The organism is Roseococcus sp. (genome assembly GCF_965227005.1).
Lineage (GTDB): Bacteria > Pseudomonadota > Alphaproteobacteria > Acetobacterales > Acetobacteraceae > Roseococcus.
Genome location: NZ_CBDDFJ010000021.1, coordinates 127,956 through 144,631, shown reverse-complemented (window position 1 = coordinate 144,631; position 16,676 = coordinate 127,956). Strand labels below are relative to the sequence as shown.

14 protein-coding genes and 1 pseudogene are annotated in these 16,676 nt (G+C 69.0%); 11 read left to right on the top strand and 4 right to left on the bottom strand.

Going from position 1 to position 16,676, the window contains the following annotated elements:
• Positions 1–43 precede the first annotated feature (43 nt).
• Positions 44–352, bottom strand: a pseudogene (locus ACO057_RS11800) (M20/M25/M40 family metallo-hydrolase); the annotation flags it as partial.
• Positions 353–543: 191 nt separating this feature from the next.
• Here ACO057_RS11800 and ACO057_RS11795 point away from each other — a divergent pair.
• Positions 544–2,082 (top strand): M81 family metallopeptidase, encoded by a 1,539-nt coding sequence (locus ACO057_RS11795; protein ID WP_421991886.1) that lies wholly within the window; start codon positions 544–546, stop codon positions 2,080–2,082.
• 313 nt (positions 2,083–2,395) lie between these two features.
• Here ACO057_RS11795 and ACO057_RS11790 read toward each other — a convergent pair whose 3' ends face one another.
• A complete protein-coding gene (locus ACO057_RS11790) occupies positions 2,396–3,115 on the bottom strand; it encodes a pyridoxine 5'-phosphate synthase (RefSeq protein ID WP_421991884.1) in 720 nt (239 codons plus the stop codon).
• Positions 3,115–4,083 carry a 4-hydroxythreonine-4-phosphate dehydrogenase PdxA gene (gene pdxA, locus ACO057_RS11785; protein WP_421991882.1) on the bottom strand — a complete coding sequence of 323 codons (969 nt, stop codon included), beginning with the start codon at positions 4,081–4,083 and terminating at the stop codon, positions 3,115–3,117. Before pdxA ends, ACO057_RS11790 begins: the two co-directional genes overlap by 1 nt.
• 125 nt (positions 4,084–4,208) lie before the next feature.
• Between pdxA and ACO057_RS11780 the strand changes: the two genes are divergently transcribed.
• Together ACO057_RS11780 and ACO057_RS11775 are read left to right on the top strand one after the other, a co-directional pair.
• Positions 4,209–4,613, top strand: a complete 405-nt coding sequence (locus ACO057_RS11780) for a hypothetical protein (protein ID WP_421991880.1) — start codon at positions 4,209–4,211, stop codon at positions 4,611–4,613.
• A gap of 77 nt (positions 4,614–4,690) precedes the next feature.
• On the top strand, positions 4,691–6,277 hold the full coding sequence (locus ACO057_RS11775; RefSeq protein WP_421991878.1) for a DUF4214 domain-containing protein: 1,587 nt from the start codon (positions 4,691–4,693) through the stop codon (positions 6,275–6,277).
• Between the two features lie 3 nt (positions 6,278–6,280).
• Here the strand turns inward: ACO057_RS11775 and ACO057_RS11770 are convergent, their stop codons facing one another.
• On the bottom strand, positions 6,281–6,736 hold the full coding sequence (locus ACO057_RS11770; RefSeq protein WP_421991876.1) for an Lrp/AsnC family transcriptional regulator: 456 nt from the start codon (positions 6,734–6,736) through the stop codon (positions 6,281–6,283).
• Between the two features lie 110 nt (positions 6,737–6,846).
• On the opposite strand from ACO057_RS11770, the gene ACO057_RS11765 reads away from it, so the two are divergent.
• From ACO057_RS11765 to pstB, 8 genes are all read left to right on the top strand, one after another.
• A complete protein-coding gene (locus ACO057_RS11765) occupies positions 6,847–10,215 on the top strand; it encodes an indolepyruvate ferredoxin oxidoreductase family protein (protein ID WP_421991874.1) in 3,369 nt (1,122 codons plus the stop codon).
• A 10-nt stretch (positions 10,216–10,225) separates the two neighbouring features.
• A complete protein-coding gene (locus ACO057_RS11760; RefSeq protein WP_421991872.1) occupies positions 10,226–11,368 on the top strand; it encodes an acyl-CoA dehydrogenase family protein in 1,143 nt (380 codons plus the stop codon).
• 47 nt (positions 11,369–11,415) lie between these two features.
• Positions 11,416–11,760, top strand: a complete 345-nt coding sequence (locus ACO057_RS11755; protein ID WP_421991870.1) for a hypothetical protein — start codon at positions 11,416–11,418, stop codon at positions 11,758–11,760.
• A gap of 43 nt (positions 11,761–11,803) precedes the next feature.
• On the top strand, positions 11,804–12,679 hold the full coding sequence (locus tag ACO057_RS11750; protein WP_421991868.1) for a DUF2336 domain-containing protein: 876 nt from the start codon (positions 11,804–11,806) through the stop codon (positions 12,677–12,679).
• A 137-nt stretch (positions 12,680–12,816) separates the two neighbouring features.
• Positions 12,817–13,872, top strand: coding sequence for a phosphate ABC transporter substrate-binding protein PstS (gene pstS, locus ACO057_RS11745; protein ID WP_421991866.1), 1,056 nt, complete (start codon positions 12,817–12,819; stop codon positions 13,870–13,872).
• 56 nt (positions 13,873–13,928) lie between these two features.
• Positions 13,929–14,888, top strand: coding sequence for a phosphate ABC transporter permease subunit PstC (gene pstC / locus ACO057_RS11740; RefSeq protein WP_421991864.1), 960 nt, complete (start codon positions 13,929–13,931; stop codon positions 14,886–14,888).
• A 10-nt stretch (positions 14,889–14,898) separates the two neighbouring features.
• Positions 14,899–15,807 carry a phosphate ABC transporter permease PstA gene (gene pstA, locus ACO057_RS11735; protein WP_421991862.1) on the top strand — a complete coding sequence of 303 codons (909 nt, stop codon included), beginning with the start codon at positions 14,899–14,901 and terminating at the stop codon, positions 15,805–15,807.
• Positions 15,808–15,874: 67 nt separating this feature from the next.
• Positions 15,875–16,666 carry a phosphate ABC transporter ATP-binding protein PstB gene (pstB, locus tag ACO057_RS11730; protein WP_421992190.1) on the top strand — a complete coding sequence of 264 codons (792 nt, stop codon included), beginning with the start codon at positions 15,875–15,877 and terminating at the stop codon, positions 16,664–16,666.
• Positions 16,667–16,676: the final 10 nt, after the last annotated feature.

Below are 16,676 nucleotides of genomic sequence, written 5' to 3'. Positions count from 1 at the left end.
GCTCGCCGACGATGCAGAGCGCGGGCGGCGGGCCTTCCACGCCGAGCTCGTCCATCAGCCGGTCCGCGCCGCGGAAGGTCGTTTCCTCGTCATGGGTGAGGCAGAGGTGGAAGGGGCGTGCGAGATCGGCCGCCAGCATCGTCGGCAGCATCGCGAGGATGCAGGCGAGGAAGCCCTTCATGTCCGTGGCGCCGCGGCCGATCAGGCGGCCATCTTCCTGGCGCAGCACGAAGGGGTCGGCCAGCCAGTCCTGGCCTTCCACCGGCACGACGTCCACATGCGCCGAAAGCGCGATGCCTCCGGCCACGCGCGGGCCGATGATGGCGTGCAGATTGGCCTTGTCACCCTCCATCATCACGCGCGAGGGGACGCCATGGGCGGCCAGCTCCGCGCGCACGAATTCGATGAGCGGGGCGTTGCTTCGCGCGCTCGTCGTGTCGAAGCCGACCAGGCGTTCCAGGAGCGAGACGGCGCGGGCGGTTGACGTCATGGGACGGGAGCTTATCCACTCACCGCTTCGCGTCCATCCGGGGGGATTGTTCATTGAGTCGAGCGCCGCGCATTGCCGTACTGGGCCTGCATCTGGAGGCCAATGCCTTCGCGCCCGTCACGCAGTTCGACGATTTTTCCCGCCAGTGCATCGCACGCGGCGCGGAGATGACGCGCATGGCCCGGGCCGAGGCCTCGCCCATGCCCGCCGAGATCGGCGGCTTCTACCGCCGCATGGACGCCACCGGGGCCTGGACGCCCTGTCCCGTCCTGGTCGCCGCCGCGCCGCCGGGCGGGCCGATCGACCAGGCGCTGTTCCTGAGCTTCCTCGACGAGATGCGCCGGGGCCTTGCCGCCGCCCTGCCGCTGGACGGCGTGTACGTCGCGAGCCACGGCGCCAGCAGCGCGACGGGCGACGAGGACAGCGACGGCACCCTGCTGAAGATGGTGCGGCAGGTCGTGGGCATGGCCGTGCCGGTCGTCGTCACGCATGACCTGCACTGCAATGTGAGCGAGACGCTCATCGACAATTGCGATGTCTTCATCGCCTATCGCACCAACCCGCATGTCGACATGGCGGCGCGCGCGGCCGAGGCCGCGGATGCGATGCGCGAGCTGCTCGGCGGGATGCGGACGGCCAAGGCCTTCCTGCGCCTGCCCCTGACGCCGCCCAGCGTGACGCTCCTCACCGATGAGGGGCCTTATGCGGACCTGGTCCGCGACGCCGAGGCGATCATGGCGGCCGAGCCGGCCATCCTGAACGCCAGCGTCACCGGCGGCTTCACGTTCAGCGACCTGCCCAAATGCGGCATCACCGTCACCGTCACCGCGCGCGACGGCGACGAGGGCGCGGCCAGGCGGGCCTGCGCGAAGCTCGCCCGGCGCGGCTGGGCGGAGCGCACGCGCCACACGCGGCGCCTGCTGAGCCTGGACGAGGCGGCGGCGCTCTCGGTCTCGGCCGGGAAAGGCGAGGTGGCGCCGGTGATCTTCTCGGATGCCGGCGACAATCCCGGCGGCGGCGGGCGCGGCAGCACGGCCTATACCTTGCGGGCGCTGCACGAGGCGCGGGCGCAGGGCGTGGTGCTCGGCCTCTTCGTCGATCCCGCGTTGGCGGCCGAGGCGCAGGCGCTGGGCGAGGGCGCGCATTTCCACGCCGTCTTCAACCGCGAGGAGAGCGAGTTCTCCCGGCGCTTCGAGAGCGGCGCGCGGGTGGTGAAGCTCACCGACGGCAAGGGCCAGGGCCGGCGCGGCACGATGGCCGGCCGTCTCTTCGACCTCGGCCCGACGGCGCTGCTGGAGCTCGACGATTCCGGCATGCGAATCGTGGTGATCAGCCTGCGCCGGCAGTGCCACGAGCCGCGCACGCTGGAGATGCACGGCATCGACATCGCCGCGGCGAAGACCGTCGTGGTGAAGTCACGCGGGCATTTCCGCGCGGGCTTCGACGAGTTCTTCCCGAACGGGCGGATCTTCGAGGTGAACAGCCCCGGACTTACCAGCCCGGTGCTGACCAATTTCTCCTGGAAGCGGCTGCCGCGGCCGACCTACCCGCTGGATCCGGATGCGACCTGGACGGATCCCGGCTGGAACTGATCCGCAGGGCCAGGGTCGTGGGATCCAGGCCCACCTGCCAGATGCGGGCCGGCGAGCGCGCCGACCAGACTTCCACCATGGGCGCGCTCTTCATCCACTGTGGCGAGGCCCAGGCCCGGAGCCTGGCGAGAAGCCGCGTTCCGAGCCCGTGCGAGGCGCGGTCCGCCGGCGCCGGGACCCAGGGACGTCCGCCCTCGACGTTGCCTCGTGCTGTGCTGCGGATGGCCATGATCTGCTCCTGCGGGAGGGGAATGCCCCTCCATCGCAGGCGCCACTGCAGGCGGCGTGCCAGTCGCCCTTGCGCCAGTCGCCCTCAGGTCCGGGCGGCGGCGATCAGTCCCTTCATCCGCGCGATGGCGGCGGGCAGCCCCTCGAAGACCGAGGTGGAGATGAGGAAGTGGCCGATGGAGACCTCGCTGATCTCGGCGATGGCGGCGATGGGCGCGATCGTCTCGTAGCTCAGCCCATGGCCCGCATGGCATTGCAGACCGAGCGACTTCGCGAAGCGGGCCGCCTCGGCATGCTTCGCCGCCAGAGCCGCGCGGGCCGCGGCCGGGGCTTCGGCATAGGTGCCGGTGTGAAGCTCGATGGCCTGGGCGCCCAGCTCGGCCGTTCTTGCAATTTGCGACGCATCCGGCTCCACAAAAAGCGAGACCTCGATGCCGAGCCCGGACAGGCGGCGGATGGCCTCGGCCAGATAGGGGCCGGCCTTGATGGCGTCGAGGCCGCCTTCGGTGGTCAGCTCGGCGCGCTTCTCGGGGACGATGCAGCAGGCGGGCGGGCGCAGGCGCTCGCAGAGGGCGACCATCTCCTCGGTGGCGGCCATCTCGAAGTTGAGGCGGGTGTCCACCTCGGCGGCGACGCGTTCGATGTCGCGGTCGCGGATGTGGCGGCGATCCTCGCGCAGATGCATGGTCACGCCGTCGGCGCCGGCGGCCATGGCCACCTTCGCGGCCTCGACCGGGCAGGGGAAATGGCCGCCGCGGGCATTCCGCAGGGTGGCGACGTGATCCACATTCACCGAGAGGCGCATCAGGCCTTTTTCCTTCGATTGTCAGCGAGTTGAGCAGCCAGGCGGATCGCCGCGATCAGGCTGGCCGGGCTGGCCACGCCCCGGCCGGCGATGTCCAGCGCGGTGCCGTGATCCGGGCTGGTCCGGATGATCGACAGGCCCAGCGTCACGTTCACGCCGCCCTCCATGTCCAGCGTCTTGATCGGGATGAGCGCCTGGTCGTGATAAAGACAGATGGCCGCGTCATAGGTCGGGCGGGCATGCGCGGTGAACAGGGTGTCCGGCGGATAGGGGCCCGTGGCGTTGATCCCCTGATCCCGCAGCATCTTCACCGCCGGGGCGACGATGGCGTCATCCTCCTTGCCGAGCGTCCCGGCCTCCCCGGCATGGGGATTCAGCCCGGCGATGGCGAGGCGGGGCTGGGCGATCCCGAAGTCGCGGACCAGCGCCGCATGGGTGATGGCCGCATGTTCCACGATGAGCTCGGGCGTCAGCCGGGCGATGGCGTGGGCCAGAGGCTCATGCACGGTGACCGGCACGACCCGCAGTTGCGGCGAGGCCAGCATCATGACGGGCGGGACGCCGGTGCCTGCCAGCTCGCCCAGGAATTCCGTGTGGCCGGGATGCGGGAAGCCCGCCGCGGTGAGCACGGATTTCTGAATGGGATTGGTGACCATCCCGCTGATCTCGCCGGATTTCGCGAGCGCCACGGCCTCCTCGATGGCGGCCAGGACGGCGGCCGCGGTGGCCGTGCTGGGATGCCCCGGAGTGGCCTGGACGGGGAGGGGGCGATGCAGCACCGGAAGGGCGCGGGGGAAGACCTCGCCTGCCTCGGCGGCCGAGGCGATGCGGATGACGGGCACGCCGGAAATCCGGTCCGCGTCGTCGATCAGGAAGAAGGCCGGGCCGCCGTCGCGCAGCGCCTGCCAGGCCTTCGCGGCGATTTCGGCGCCGATCCCGGCGGGCTCACCCATCGTCAATGCCAACATGGCGCGAATCTAGCAGAGCACGCCTTGTCGCACGATAGGCGCCGCCTGGGCTTCGCACTGAAAGCATCGATTGGCGCGACGACGCGCCCCGGAGCAAATCCTGGGCGACGAGAAGGAGCTAATCCATGGCCAATCTGTTTCCCGTGATCGCGATCTGTGTGACCGCCGCGGCGACGAGCCTGGGTGCGGGTGTTCTCGCCGCTGCCGCCCCCAGTAACGGCCGTGCGTGCCAGCCCGAGGAGCTCATGGCGGAGCGATTCTTCGCCATCGCCACACCGGATGACGACGGGGGGCGTCGGGTGTCCTATTTCGTGGAACTCGCCAATCCGCAGGCCCGCCCGCAGGTCTTCAACCTTGCCTTCGACCTCGCCGATGCGCCGGACCGCCGGACCGGCGACCGGGCGGTGAGCCTCACGGGCGGACAGACCATGCCGATGCTGCTCGGCCAGCAGAAGCTGGAAGGCCATGCCGCGCCCTTGCCGGCGGAGGCTATCGCCGAGGCCGTCCGGATGACCTGCCGCGGCTGGTAGCCTCGCCGGCCTTTATCCTTTCTTCATCATCGCCGGAGCAGTCTGCGGCCACGACCAAAACGGCCGGGAACGATGCGATGACCATACTGGTGACGGGCTCGATACCGGGCCTCATCAATGAGAACACGCCGCTGTGGGAATGGATGGGGCAGCTCCGGCTCACGATGGATCCCGGACTGATCCGCTATGTGGACATCACCGGCATGGGCGGCAATTTCTTCGATGCCACGCTCAACCGCAGCACGGGCATGATCGCGATCACGCCGATCGCGGTGCTGGATTACGAGTGGCTGGCCGCGAACCGCATCTCCCCCGTGCTCGACCTCACCCTTCGCTTCTTCATGATGGACGGCACGATCGAGACGAGCAGCAGCAGCTACAGTGTCCAGGTGCTCGATCTCGACGACACGCCGCCGCAATCGCTGACCTTCTCCTCCGGCGGGAAGATCGAGGCGGGCAAGGCCGGCGCCGTCATCGGCAACCTGCTCGTCGCCGATCCGGACACGGCCTCGGGCTTCACCTTCACGGTGCGCGAGGACGATCAATGGGTCTTCGAGGTGGTGAACGGCGCGCTCAAGCTGAAAGCCGGCGTGTCGCTGTCGCTGAGCGACGGCCCGACCCGTTCCGTCGTGATCGAGGTTTTGGACGGAAGGCAGTCCTCGGCCTTCATGCTGGACGTGACCGTCCTGCTGCCGGGCTCGACCGACGGCCGGGGAGTTGATCTCTTCGAGCCGCATGAGCGCCAGGGCGGCTTCTACTGGTCGAGCCAGACGGTGCTGGTCGGCGACCACATGTCCTATGAGATCGCATCGCTAAAGCATCAGGGGCAGTTCCAGACCCTGGTGATGCGCGACGGCATGGAGCTGATCTTCAACACGCCCAATACGCTCCAGCTGCTGGACGGCACCGTCTATTACGGCGCCCTGACCCAGGCGAGCTGGATCTGGAACGCCTATCAGGCCGCGCTTCACCGCGACCCGAGCAATTCAGAGATGTTCGCCGTCAGCCAGATCCTGGACAGGTCCTATTCGCAGGCGACCTTCTTCAGGAATCTGGTCGAATCCTCGGAGTTCACGCAGAAATATGGCGTGCTGGACAACCGGCATTTCGTGGAACGGCTCTATCTGAATTCGAGCGGCGTCCTCAACGCTTCCGGCATCGAGTTCCACACCGGCCGACTCGATGCGGGCTATGCGCGCGCCGATCTGCTGAAGGACTTCATGTTCTGGCGGATGGACACGCTCGGCCTCATGAAAATCCGGGCGGAAGACGGCATTTTCGTCCCGCGCGCCAATGCCCACATCGTGGACCTGCTGTATCACGTGGGCGGCGGCTACGACCCCATCGGCGACTTCGCCTGGTGGAGCAATGCGATCACCTCCGGCATCACCACGCCCGCCACCCTCGCTCAGGCGATCTACGCCTCGCCCGGCTATGCGGCGCGTTGGGGACAGGCGGATAATCGCACCTTCGTGACGCAGTTCTTCACCGACGCGATCGGCAAGGCGCCCGATGTCTCCCTGGTCGACTTCTTCACCCACGCCCTCGATGGGGGCGCCTATTCGCGCGTGGCCTATATGCAGCAGGTCGCCGCCAATGTGACCGACGCTGAAAGCTATATCTTCCAGCGTCCGGACGGCGCGGCTTTCGCCAATCCCTGGTAGCCGTCAGGCGGGCAGGGGCGTGAAGAGCTGCTTCAGGCAGCGCAGGCCGAAGGCGGTGCGCGTGTGGCGCACGCCGGGAAGGCGGTAGATCTTCTCACGCAGCAGCCGTTCGTAGCCGGCGGTGCCGCTCACCGCGGCTTTCAGGATGTAGTCGTACTCGCCGGTGGCGAGCCAAGCCTCGATCACCTCCGGCATTTCGGCGATGGCCTGCTCGAAGCGCTTCAGCTGCTCCTCGTCATGCTTCTCGGTCATCACCTCGATGATCACGGTGTCGGGGAAGCCGAGCTTCGCCTGGTCCAGCTCGGCACGGTAGCCCCGGATGATGCCGGACTGCTCCAGCCGCCGCACGCGCGACCAGCAGGGCGAGGGAGACAGGCCGACGCGCTCGGCCAGCTCGGCATTGGTGAGACGTGCTTCCTGGTGCAGAGCACGGAGGATACGGCGGTCGATGGCGTCCATCGCGGAAGATCCTTCTGCCATTTCGGCGGTGCACAACAGAATGCGGCAGGAACTCTTGCGCAATCCGGCTCAAGCTTCCAGCCTATCATCCGACTTCCGGAGGCGTCTCAATGAACAGCATTATCCGGCCCGATATCTCCATCGAGGAGCGCTGGGACGCGGCCGGGCGCGAGACGCTGCTGACCGGCACGCAGGCGCTGGTCCGCCTGCCCCTGATGCGACGAATGCTGGACGACGCGCAGGGGCTGGACACCGCGGGCTACATCACCGGCTATCGCGGCTCTCCGCTGGGTGGCTACGACAAGGAGCTCTGGAAGCAGAAGGCGCGGCTGCGCGCGGCCAATATCGTCTTCGATCCGGGCCTGAACGAGGACCTCGCCGCGACCGCCTGCTGGGGCACGCAGCAGGTGGCGCTGCTCCCGGGCGCGAAGCAGCAGGGTGTCTTCGCCATCTGGTACGGCAAGGGTCCGGGCGTGGACCGCAGCGGCGACGTCCTGCGCCATGCCAACGGCGCCGGCACGGCCCCGCAAGGCGGCGTGCTGGCCCTGGCGGGCGATGATCCGGCCGCGAAATCCTCGACCGTCACGAGCGGTTCCGAATACGCCTTCGCCGATCTCGAAATGCCGATGCTCGACCCCGCCGATGTGGGCGAGGTGCTGGAATACGGCGTGAAGGCCATCGCGCTCTCGCGCTTCAGCGGCCTCTGGGTCGGCATGAAATGCGTTGCCGAGACCATGGATGCGACGATGAGCCTCACCGTCGATCCGGCGGCCTTCGCGACGCTGATACCCAACGGCGTCGAGATGCCACCGGCCGGCCTGCACATCCGCCTGCGCGACACGGCGCTGGCCATCGAGGAGCGGGTGCGCCGCTACAAGATTCCGGCCGCGCTGGCCTTTGCGCGGATCAACGGCTTCAACCGCATCGTGCAGGAGGCGCCGAATGCGCGCCTGGGCATCGCGGTCCGCGGCAAGGCCTGGTCGACGCTGCGGCAGGCGCTGGCCGATGCCGGCATCTCGCCGGAGCTGGCGCGGATGGGCGGGCTGCGCATCTGGAAGGTCGGCATGGCCTGGCCGCTCGATATCGAGGGCGCGCGCGAGTTCACCCGCGGGCTGGAGAAGGTGCTGGTGGTCGAGGACCGCCGCTCCTTCCTGGAGATGCAGCTGCGCGAGGCGCTCTACGCCGATGCCGTCCGCCCCGAGATCCACGGCAAGGACGTGCTGAGCGATGTGTCGGAGCTCGACGCCGCCATGATCCTGCGCGGCCTCGCGCGCGTGCTGCCTGAGGCGCTGCGGACGGAGAGGCTCGCCGCGCGAATCGCCGAACTGGACGCGCTGGCCGCCTCCGCCGCCGAGCCCCTTGCGCTGCGCCAGCCCTATTTCTGCCCGGGCTGCCCGCACAACACCTCGACCCACCTTCCCGAGGGCAGCCACGCGCTGGCCGGCATCGGCTGCCACTATCTCGTGAAGGACATGAATCGCGAGAGCGAGCTGTTCAGCCATATGGGCGGCGAGGGCGCGGCCTGGATCGGCCAGCGGCACTTCACCGGGACGACGCATGTCTTCGCCAATATGGGCGACGGCACCTATGCGCATTCGGGCGCGATGGCGATCCGCGCGGCGATCGCAGCCAAGGCGAACATCACCTACAAGATCCTCGTGAACTCCGCCGTCGCCATGACGGGCGGCCAGCCCGCCGAGGGCGAGGTGACGGTGCCGCGCATCGCGGCGCAGGTCTGGGCCGAGGGCGCGCAGCGCGTGGTCATCGTCGGCGACGATCCGGAGCGCCATCAGGGCGATCCGCTGATCCCCGTCGGCACCAGCTTCTTCCCGCGCGCCGAGCTGGACGAGGTGCAGCGCATGCTGCGCGAGATCCCGGGCGTGACGGCGCTGATCTACGACCAGCAATGCGCGACCGAGCGCCGCCGCCAGCGCAAGCGCGACCTCGCGCCCAAGGCGAGGAAGCGCGCCGTCATCAACCCGCGCGTGTGCGAGGATTGCGGCGATTGCTCGCGCGCCTCGAACTGCATCGCCGTGGAGCCGGTGGAGACCGAATGGGGCCGCAAGCGCCGCATCGACCAGTCCGCCTGCAACCAGGATTTCTCCTGCGTCGAGGGCTTCTGCCCCTCCTTCCTCACGCTGGAGGGCGCGGAGCCCGTGAAGCCGGCGACACCCATCATCGCGATCGAGGCCACGTTGCCGGTCCTGCCGGAGCCCGTGGCCGGCGAGGCCTGGAACATCCTGCTGGCCGGCGTGGGCGGGCAGGGCGTGACGGCGCTGTCGGCCATCCTCGCCATGGCGGCCCATCTGGAGGGGCGGCCGGTCCGCACGCTGGACATGCTCGGCCTCGCGCAGAAGGGCGGCGGCGTCTATGCGCAGCTGCGCGTCGGCCGCCCGGGCGAGGAGGTGTCGAGCCCGCGCATCGGCCAGGGCCAGGCCGATGCGATGATCGCCGCCGACCTGGTCGGCGCGCATGGCCGAACGGCGCGGCCGCTGCTCGGGCCGGGGCGCTCGCGCGTGGTGGTGAGCACGGAGGTCATGCCGACCGGCCGCTTCGTGCTCGACCCGGAGACGCGCGAGAATCCCGCGGGCATGCTCGCCAGCCTGAAGGCGGCGGCGCATGACGTGGTGGCCTTCGACGCCGCGCATGAGGTGGAGCGCGATTTCGGCGACCTCATCTTCCTGAACATCTTTCTGCTGGGCGCGGCCTTCCAGCGCGGCCTGATCCCCATGTCGCACGACGCGCTGCGCCGGGCGATCGAGCTCAACGATGCGGCGGTGCCGAAGAACCTCGCGGCCTTCGAGGCGGGGCGGCTTGCGGTAGAGGCCAGGCCCGCCGCGCCGGAAACGCTGGACGCGCTCATCGCGCGGCGCGTCGACGACCTGCGCGGCTACCAGAATGCACGCTACGCCTCGCGCTATGCCGATTTCGTCGCGCGGGTACGCGCGGCGGAAGAGTCGGTGATGCCGGGCGAAGCCCGCCTCACGAAGGCCGTGGCGACGCAGCTCTACCGGCTCATGGCCTATAAGGACGAATACGAGGTCGCGCGGCTGCACGCCGATACGGAATGGCAGCAAAAACTCCAGGCCGGCTTCGCGGGGACGACGCGGATCAACATGCATCTCGCCCCGCCGCTGCTGACGCGCGAGGGCCGCGACGGCCGTCCGCAAAAGATGACCTTCGGCCCGTGGATGCTGAAGGCCATGGGCGGGCTTCGCCACGGCAAGGTGCTGCGCGGCACCTTCCTCGATCCCTTCGGTCGCACCGAGGAGCGACGCACCGAGCGTGCCCTGATCGGCGAATACCGCGCGGGCATCGAGCGTCTCATGGCCGCCCTGCATCCCACCAACCACGCGAAGGTCTGCGACTGGGCCGAGGCGGCGGCCGGCATCAAGGGCTTCGGGCCGATCAAGGCCCGTAACATCGTGGCGACCCGCGCGCGCTGGGCGATGCTGGACTCCGCCGCGGCGGCGGAGTGACATCGCGCGCATGTTCGACCTGACGCCCGACACCAAGGCCCTGCGCGAGACGGCGCAGGACTTCGCCCGCGAACGCATCGCGCCGCACGCCCTCGAATGGGACCGCGACCGGCACTTCCCGCTCGACGTCTTTCGCGAGGCGGCGGCGCTCGGCATGGCCGGGCTCTATGTTCGCGAGGAGAGCGGCGGCGCCGGGCTCTCGCGCCTGGACGCGGCCGTGGTCTTCGAGGCGCTGGCGACGGGCTGCCCGACCATCAGCGCCTTCCTCTCCATCCACAACATGGTCGCCTGGATGACCGATCGCTGGGGCACCGACGCGCAGCGCGCGCAATGGCTGCCCGCGCTGCTGACCATGGAGAAGATCGCCTCCTACGCCCTCACCGAGCCGGGCGCCGGCAGCGACGCGGTGGCCCTGGCGACCAGGGCCCGCCGGGACAACGAGGGCTATGTGCTGGACGGGGCGAAGCAGTTCATCAGCGGCGCCGGCGTGTCGGACCTGTATCTGACCATGGCGCGCACGGGCGGCCCCGGCGCGGATGGCGTCTCGGCCCTGCTCATCCCGAAGGAGACGCCGGGCCTCAGCTTCGGCGTGAATGAGCGCAAGATGGGCTGGAACGCCCAGCCCACCCGTCAGGTCGTCTTCGAGGCGGCCCGCGTCCCGGCCGGGGCGCTGCTCGGCGAGGAGGGGCAGGGCTTCCGCTATGCCATGGCCGGGCTGGATGGCGGGCGGCTGAACATCGCGGCCTGTTCCCTGGGCGGGGCGCAGGCGGCGCTCGACATCGCGCTGGACTACGTGAAGTCGCGTCGCGCCTTCGGCAAGGCGGTGGTGGAATTCCAGGCCACCCAGTTCCGCCTGGCCGACATGGCCACGGAGCTCGAGGCCGCGCGCAGCTTCCTCTGGCGCGCCTGCGCCAAGCTCGACGAGCGCGCGCCCGACGCCACCACCTTCTGCGCCATGGCCAAGCGCTTCGTGACGGACACCTGCCACCGCATCGCCGACGAGGCGCTCCAGCTGCTCGGCGGCTATGGCTACCTGGCCGATTACGGGATCGAGAAGATCGTGCGCGACCTCCGCGTCCACCGGATCCTGGAGGGGACCAATGAGATCATGCGGGTCATCATCGCCCGCCAGATCATCGGCAAGCCGGGCTGATGTCGTTTCACCTTGCCGCCATGGCAGGGATACGCCATCGTGAAACGATGCGGTGCGTCGTCATCACGCTTTTCGCCTTTGTGGCGAGCCAGCTCGTCTCGGGCCCGGCCTTGGCGCAGCAGCGCGTGGTCGTTGTGCCGGCCGGCGTCGATGTCGTGGTGCCGGCCCGCGGCGCGGCCGGGCCTCGGATGGTGAATGCGCCGCGCCCCCGGATCCCGTCACGCAACGCCCCCCGGCCGATGCTGGAAAGCGGCAGCTCGCTTGGCGGCTCGGGCCTGGCGGCCCCCGCACTGATCGCGCTGCCCCTCGCTGCCATCGCGGCGGTGGCGGCGGGCGTCCCTGGCAGTGGCGGCGGCGGCAGCAGCACCTCGGCGCCCGCGCGCACGCGCTGATTCCCTTAAGCCTCGCGAAAGCCTTTCCCGCCAGACTTCGCGAATGGCGTCTCTCGACCCAATCCATGCCCACACCCACTCCGCCTTCCGCGGCCCGCTGGCGGAACGGATGGCCCTGGCTCGGCAATGGGATACGGCGCCGGAACTGCTGGTCCTGCTCGCGACCGACGAGGTGGAGGCCGTGCGTTGCGCGGTTGCCGGGAATCCCGGGGCTCCCTCCCATGCGGACCGGCTGCTGGCGCAGGACGCGGACGCCCCCATCCGGACCTGTCTGGCCCGGAAACTCGCCGCCCGGGCGGGCGAACTGGCGCTGAGCCTGGCCGACCGCCGGGGCCGGCTGGCCTGGGACGCGCTCCTGCTTCTCGCCCAGGATCCGCGGAACGAGGTGCGCCACGCGGTGGCCGATACCCTCGCCGATCTCACCGACGCGCCGCACGACCTTGTGCTCGCCCTGGCACGGGATGCGGTGCTGCTGGTCTGCGAGCCGCTGATCCGCCTGTCCCTCGCCTTGACCCCGGAGGACCTGCTGGCCCTGGTGCGCGAGCCGCCGGGCGTGGGCTCGCGCCTGGCCGTCGCGCGGCGGCTGCGGCTCAGCGCGTCGCTCTGCGAGGCGGTGGTCGAGAGCGGAGATCTCGCGGCCATGGCCGCCCTGCTGCGCAACCCGACGGCGCAGATTCCGCTCGTCACGCTCGAGGCGCTGATCGGGATGGCGGCCCGGCACCTGGCCTTGCAGGAGCCTCTGGTCTGCCGGCCGGGGCTGCCGTCGGCGCTGATCCCCTTGATGGCGGCGATGCTGGCCGACGAAACCTTGTCACAAATCGCGACGCAGCCGGAGATGCAGCCGCTTGTGGAGGCCCTATCGCGAGCCCGGGACCCTGCCTGGAACCTCCACCGCACAGAGGCGCACCGTACGATGTGACCGACAAGTTAGCTGAAAGGTCGGTGTCATATAAGCTTCACAAATCTGAAACTCCGGTGTCTTCCTGGCCGCCTATCCGCTGCTCCCAGAAGTGATCCGGCTTCCCTGCCGGCGCTTGAGTACCGATGGAGACGCTAGTGAACCGACGCAATCTTTTGGCCCTCGCCGCCGGCGTGGCCGCTACCCCGCTACTCTCTCGCCCCGGTTTCGCGCAGCTCGCGCCCCTCACCGGCGCCGGCGCCAGCTTCCCCCGCCCCGTCTATGAGCGTTGGGGCCAGGCCGCCCGCGAGGGCGCCGGCGTGCAGCTGAACTACCAGTCCATCGGCTCGGGCGGCGGCATCAACCAGATCACCAACCGTACCGTCGATTTCGGCGCCTCCGACGCCCCGCTGGCGGCCGCGCAGCTCACCGAGCGCAACCTGCTCCAGTTCCCGACGGTGATGGGCTCGGTCGTGCTGATCGTGAACCTGCCGGGCGTGGCCGACAATGCGCTGAAGCTGACGCCGGAAGTGGTCGTCGACCTCTTCATGGGCCGCATCACGCGCTGGAACGACGCGAAGATCGTCGAACTCAACCGCGATCTGCGCCTGCCGAACCTGCCCGTCTCGCCGGCCTATCGCGCCGATGCCTCGGGCACGACCTTCGTCTTCACCACCTATCTCTCGCGCGTGTCCGAGGCCTGGAAGTCCGGCCCGGGTGCCGCGACCTCCGTTCAGTGGCCGGTCGGCAACGGCGCCCGCGGCAATGAGGGTGTCTCCAACGCGGTCCGCAACACGCCCGGCGCCATCGGCTACACCGAGAACGCCTATGCCACGGTGAACCGCCTGATCACGACGCAGCTGCGCAACAAGGCCGGCAACTTCGTGCGCCCGACGATGGAGGCCTTCCAGGCCGCCGCCGCCGCCGCCGACTGGTCCGCGCCGAACTTCGCCGCCGACATGGTGGACCTGGGTGGCGCGACCGTGTGGCCCATCGTCTCGCCGACCTTCATCCTGCTGCCGACCAACCCGGTCGCGGACCGGGTGGCGGGCAGCGCGAATGCGCTGAAGTTCTTCGACTGGGCCTTCAAGAACGGCGGCGATGCGGCCCGCCGCCTGGAGTACATTCCGCTGCCGGATGCGGTACACACCGCGATCCGTGCGGCCTGGAGCGCGGTGAAGAACCCCTCCGGCGCGCCGATCTGGACCGCCTGAACTTTGGCTTAAACCGGGGGTGGGCCAGCGCCCGCCCCCCTTCGTGAGGTTCCGGCGTGCAGCAACCCGTCACGTCCCAAGCCGCCCGCACCAGTGGCGCCTTCGGCGACAAGCTCTTCGAATGGCTTTGCCGCGGCGCGGGCCTCCTCGTCCTCGCGCTTCTCGGCGCCATCATCCTGACGCTCTTCATCGGCGGCCTGCCCGCCTTCCGGGAGTTCGGCCTTCCCTTCCTCTGGTCCACCGACTGGAACCCCGTCGAGGGGCGTGAGAGCTACGGCGCGGCCGTGCCGGTCATCGGCACCATCGTCACCGCGATCCTGGCCATCCTGATCGCCGTGCCGGCCGCCTTCGGCATCGCCTTCTACCTGACCGAGCTCGCGCCCGAATGGATCCGCGGGCCCGTCGGAACCGCCATCGAACTGCTGGCCGCCATACCCTCGATCATCTTCGGCATGTGGGGCCTCTTCATCCTGGTGCCGATCATCCAGAACTACATCCAGCTCCCCTTCGGCGAAGTTCTCGGCAGCATCCCGCTCATCGGCGTCATCTTCGACAGCAACAACTTCGCCGGCACCTCGCTCTTCGCCGCCGCCGTCGTGCTCGCGATCATGATCCTGCCCTTCATCGCGGCCACCATGCGCGACGTCTTCATGACCGTCCCCGCCGTCTACAAGGAGAGCGCCTACGGCCTCGGCTGCACGCGCTGGGAGGTGATGAACAAGGTCGTCATTCCCTATACCCGCATCTCGGTGGTGGGCGGCATCATGCTGGGCCTCGGCCGCGCGCTGGGCGAGACCATGGCGGTGACCTTCGTCATCGGCAACGCGAACCGCATCGCGACCTCGATCTTCGATCCCTCGACCACCATCGCCTCGGTGGTCGCCATGGAGTTCCCCGAGAGCCTGATGGGCAGCCTGAAGCAGTCCTCGCTGCTGGCGCTCGGCTTCCTGCTCTTCGTGATCTCCTTCATCGTGCTGGCGACCTCTCGCTGGCTCCTCCGCTCGCGGCTGAAGTGAGGCGCCCCCAATGAGCTCCACGACCTTCGACATGGCGACCGCGCCAGCGCGCGACGAGGCGATCGCCCGGGCGCTGGGCCGCCGCCGCAGGATGGTGGACCGCATGGTCCGCTGGGCCTGCGTCGGATCGACCATCATCGGCCTGATCTTCCTGGCCTCGATCCTGATCACGCTGATCTATCGCGGCTTCGCCGCGCTGGATCTCACCACGCTCACCAAGGAATTCGAGCCGACCACCTATGGCGACCCCGACGCGCTGCGCGGTGGCCTCTACCATGCCATCGTGGGCTCGCTGATCCAGACGGGGATCGCCACGGCCTTCGGCACGCCGATCGGCCTTCTGGTGGGCACCTATCTCGCGGAATATGCGCGCGGCTCCAAGCTGGGCGAGGCGGTGCGCTTCGTCTCCGACGTGCTGCTCTCCGCGCCGTCGATCCTGATCGGCCTCTTCATCTACCAGATGGTGGTGCTGCCGATGGGCGGCTTCTCGGGCCTCGCCGGCTCGCTGGCGCTGGCCATCATCGTCATCCCCGTCGTCGTCCGCACGACGGAGGACATGCTGACGCTCATCCCCAACACGCTGCGCGAAGCGGTCGTCGCCCTTGGCGCGCCGAAGTGGAAGATGATCACCCTCGTGACCTGGCGCGCCGCCCTCTCGGGCATCGTGACGGGCGTGCTGCTCGCCTTCGCCCGCATCACCGGCGAGACGGCGCCGCTGCTGCTGACCAGCTTCGGCAACAGCGTGACCAACTGGAATCTCGGCCAGTCGATGGCCAGCCTGCCGATCGCCATCTACCAGCAGGCCAATTCCGGCTTTCCGGACCTCGTCAACATTGCCTGGGCGGGAGCGCTGCTCGTGACCCTGGGTGTCCTCTCCGTCAACGTCGTCGCGCGGGTCCTCCTGCGCAAGCGCAAGTAAGCCAGGGGGAAGACCCATGAATTCCGAAACCCAGACGAGCCTCGACACCAGCGGGAGCTTTGGCGGCATGCAGGTGCGGTCCGATGCCACGCTGAACACGCGCAACCGCATCGAGATCCGCGATCTCAACTTCTTCTACGGCCCGAATTTGCCCAAGGCCCTGAAGGGCATCAGCCTCAATTTCCCGGATCGTCAGGTGACGGGCCTGATCGGCCCTTCGGGCTGCGGCAAGTCCACGCTGCTGCGCGTGATGAACCGCATGTACAGCCTCTATCCCGGCCAGCGCGCCGAGGGTCAGGTGCTGCTCGACGGCCGCAATCTGATCGACGGCGAGATGGACCTGAACGAGCTGCGCGCGAAGGTCGGCATGGTCTTCCAGAAGCCCACGCCCTTCCCGATGACCATCTATGAGAACATCGCCTTCGGCGTGCGCCTGCACGAGAAGCTCTCCAAGGCGGAGATGGACCAGCGCGTGGAATGGGCGCTGACGCGCGCCGCCATCTGGACCGAGGTGAAGGACCGGCTGAACGCCTCCGCCATGGGGTTGTCCGGCGGGCAGCAGCAGCGCCTGTGCATCGCGCGCACCATCGCGGTGCGGCCGGAAGTCATCCTCCTCGACGAGCCGACCTCCGCGCTCGACCCGATCTCCACGCTCAAGATCGAGGAGCTGATCGACGAGTTGAAGCGCGACTTCACCATCGCCATCGTGACGCACAACATGCAGCAGGCCGCGCGTTGCGCCGACCAGGTGGCCTTCTTCTATCTGGGCGAGCTCATCGAGGTGGCGCCGGCCGCGACCATGTTCACGGCGCCGAAGCATTCCAAGACGCAAGAGTACATCACCGGCCGGTTCGGCTGAGGAGCGGCGA

Bases quoted from the DNA above. Each gene is read 5' to 3' on its own strand.
- ACO057_RS11750 (WP_421991868.1), top strand. From the start codon at position 11,804: ATGGCGTCTCTCGACCCAATCCATGCCCACACCCACTCCGCCTTCCGC.
- ACO057_RS11770 (WP_421991876.1), bottom strand. From the start codon at position 6,736: ATGGACGCCATCGACCGCCGTATCCTCCGTGCTCTGCACCAGGAAGCA.
- ACO057_RS11755 (WP_421991870.1), top strand. From the start codon at position 11,416: ATGCGGTGCGTCGTCATCACGCTTTTCGCCTTTGTGGCGAGCCAGCTC.
- ACO057_RS11765 (WP_421991874.1), top strand. From the start codon at position 6,847: ATGAACAGCATTATCCGGCCCGATATCTCCATCGAGGAGCGCTGGGAC.
- ACO057_RS11760 (WP_421991872.1), top strand. From the start codon at position 10,226: ATGTTCGACCTGACGCCCGACACCAAGGCCCTGCGCGAGACGGCGCAG.
- ACO057_RS11780 (WP_421991880.1), top strand. From the start codon at position 4,209: ATGGCCAATCTGTTTCCCGTGATCGCGATCTGTGTGACCGCCGCGGCG.
- pstB (WP_421992190.1), top strand. From the start codon at position 15,875: ATGCAGGTGCGGTCCGATGCCACGCTGAACACGCGCAACCGCATCGAG.
- ACO057_RS11775 (WP_421991878.1), top strand. From the start codon at position 4,691: ATGACCATACTGGTGACGGGCTCGATACCGGGCCTCATCAATGAGAAC.
- pdxA (WP_421991882.1), bottom strand. From the start codon at position 4,083: ATGTTGGCATTGACGATGGGTGAGCCCGCCGGGATCGGCGCCGAAATC.
- pstA (WP_421991862.1), top strand. From the start codon at position 14,899: ATGAGCTCCACGACCTTCGACATGGCGACCGCGCCAGCGCGCGACGAG.
- ACO057_RS11790 (WP_421991884.1), bottom strand. From the start codon at position 3,115: ATGCGCCTCTCGGTGAATGTGGATCACGTCGCCACCCTGCGGAATGCC.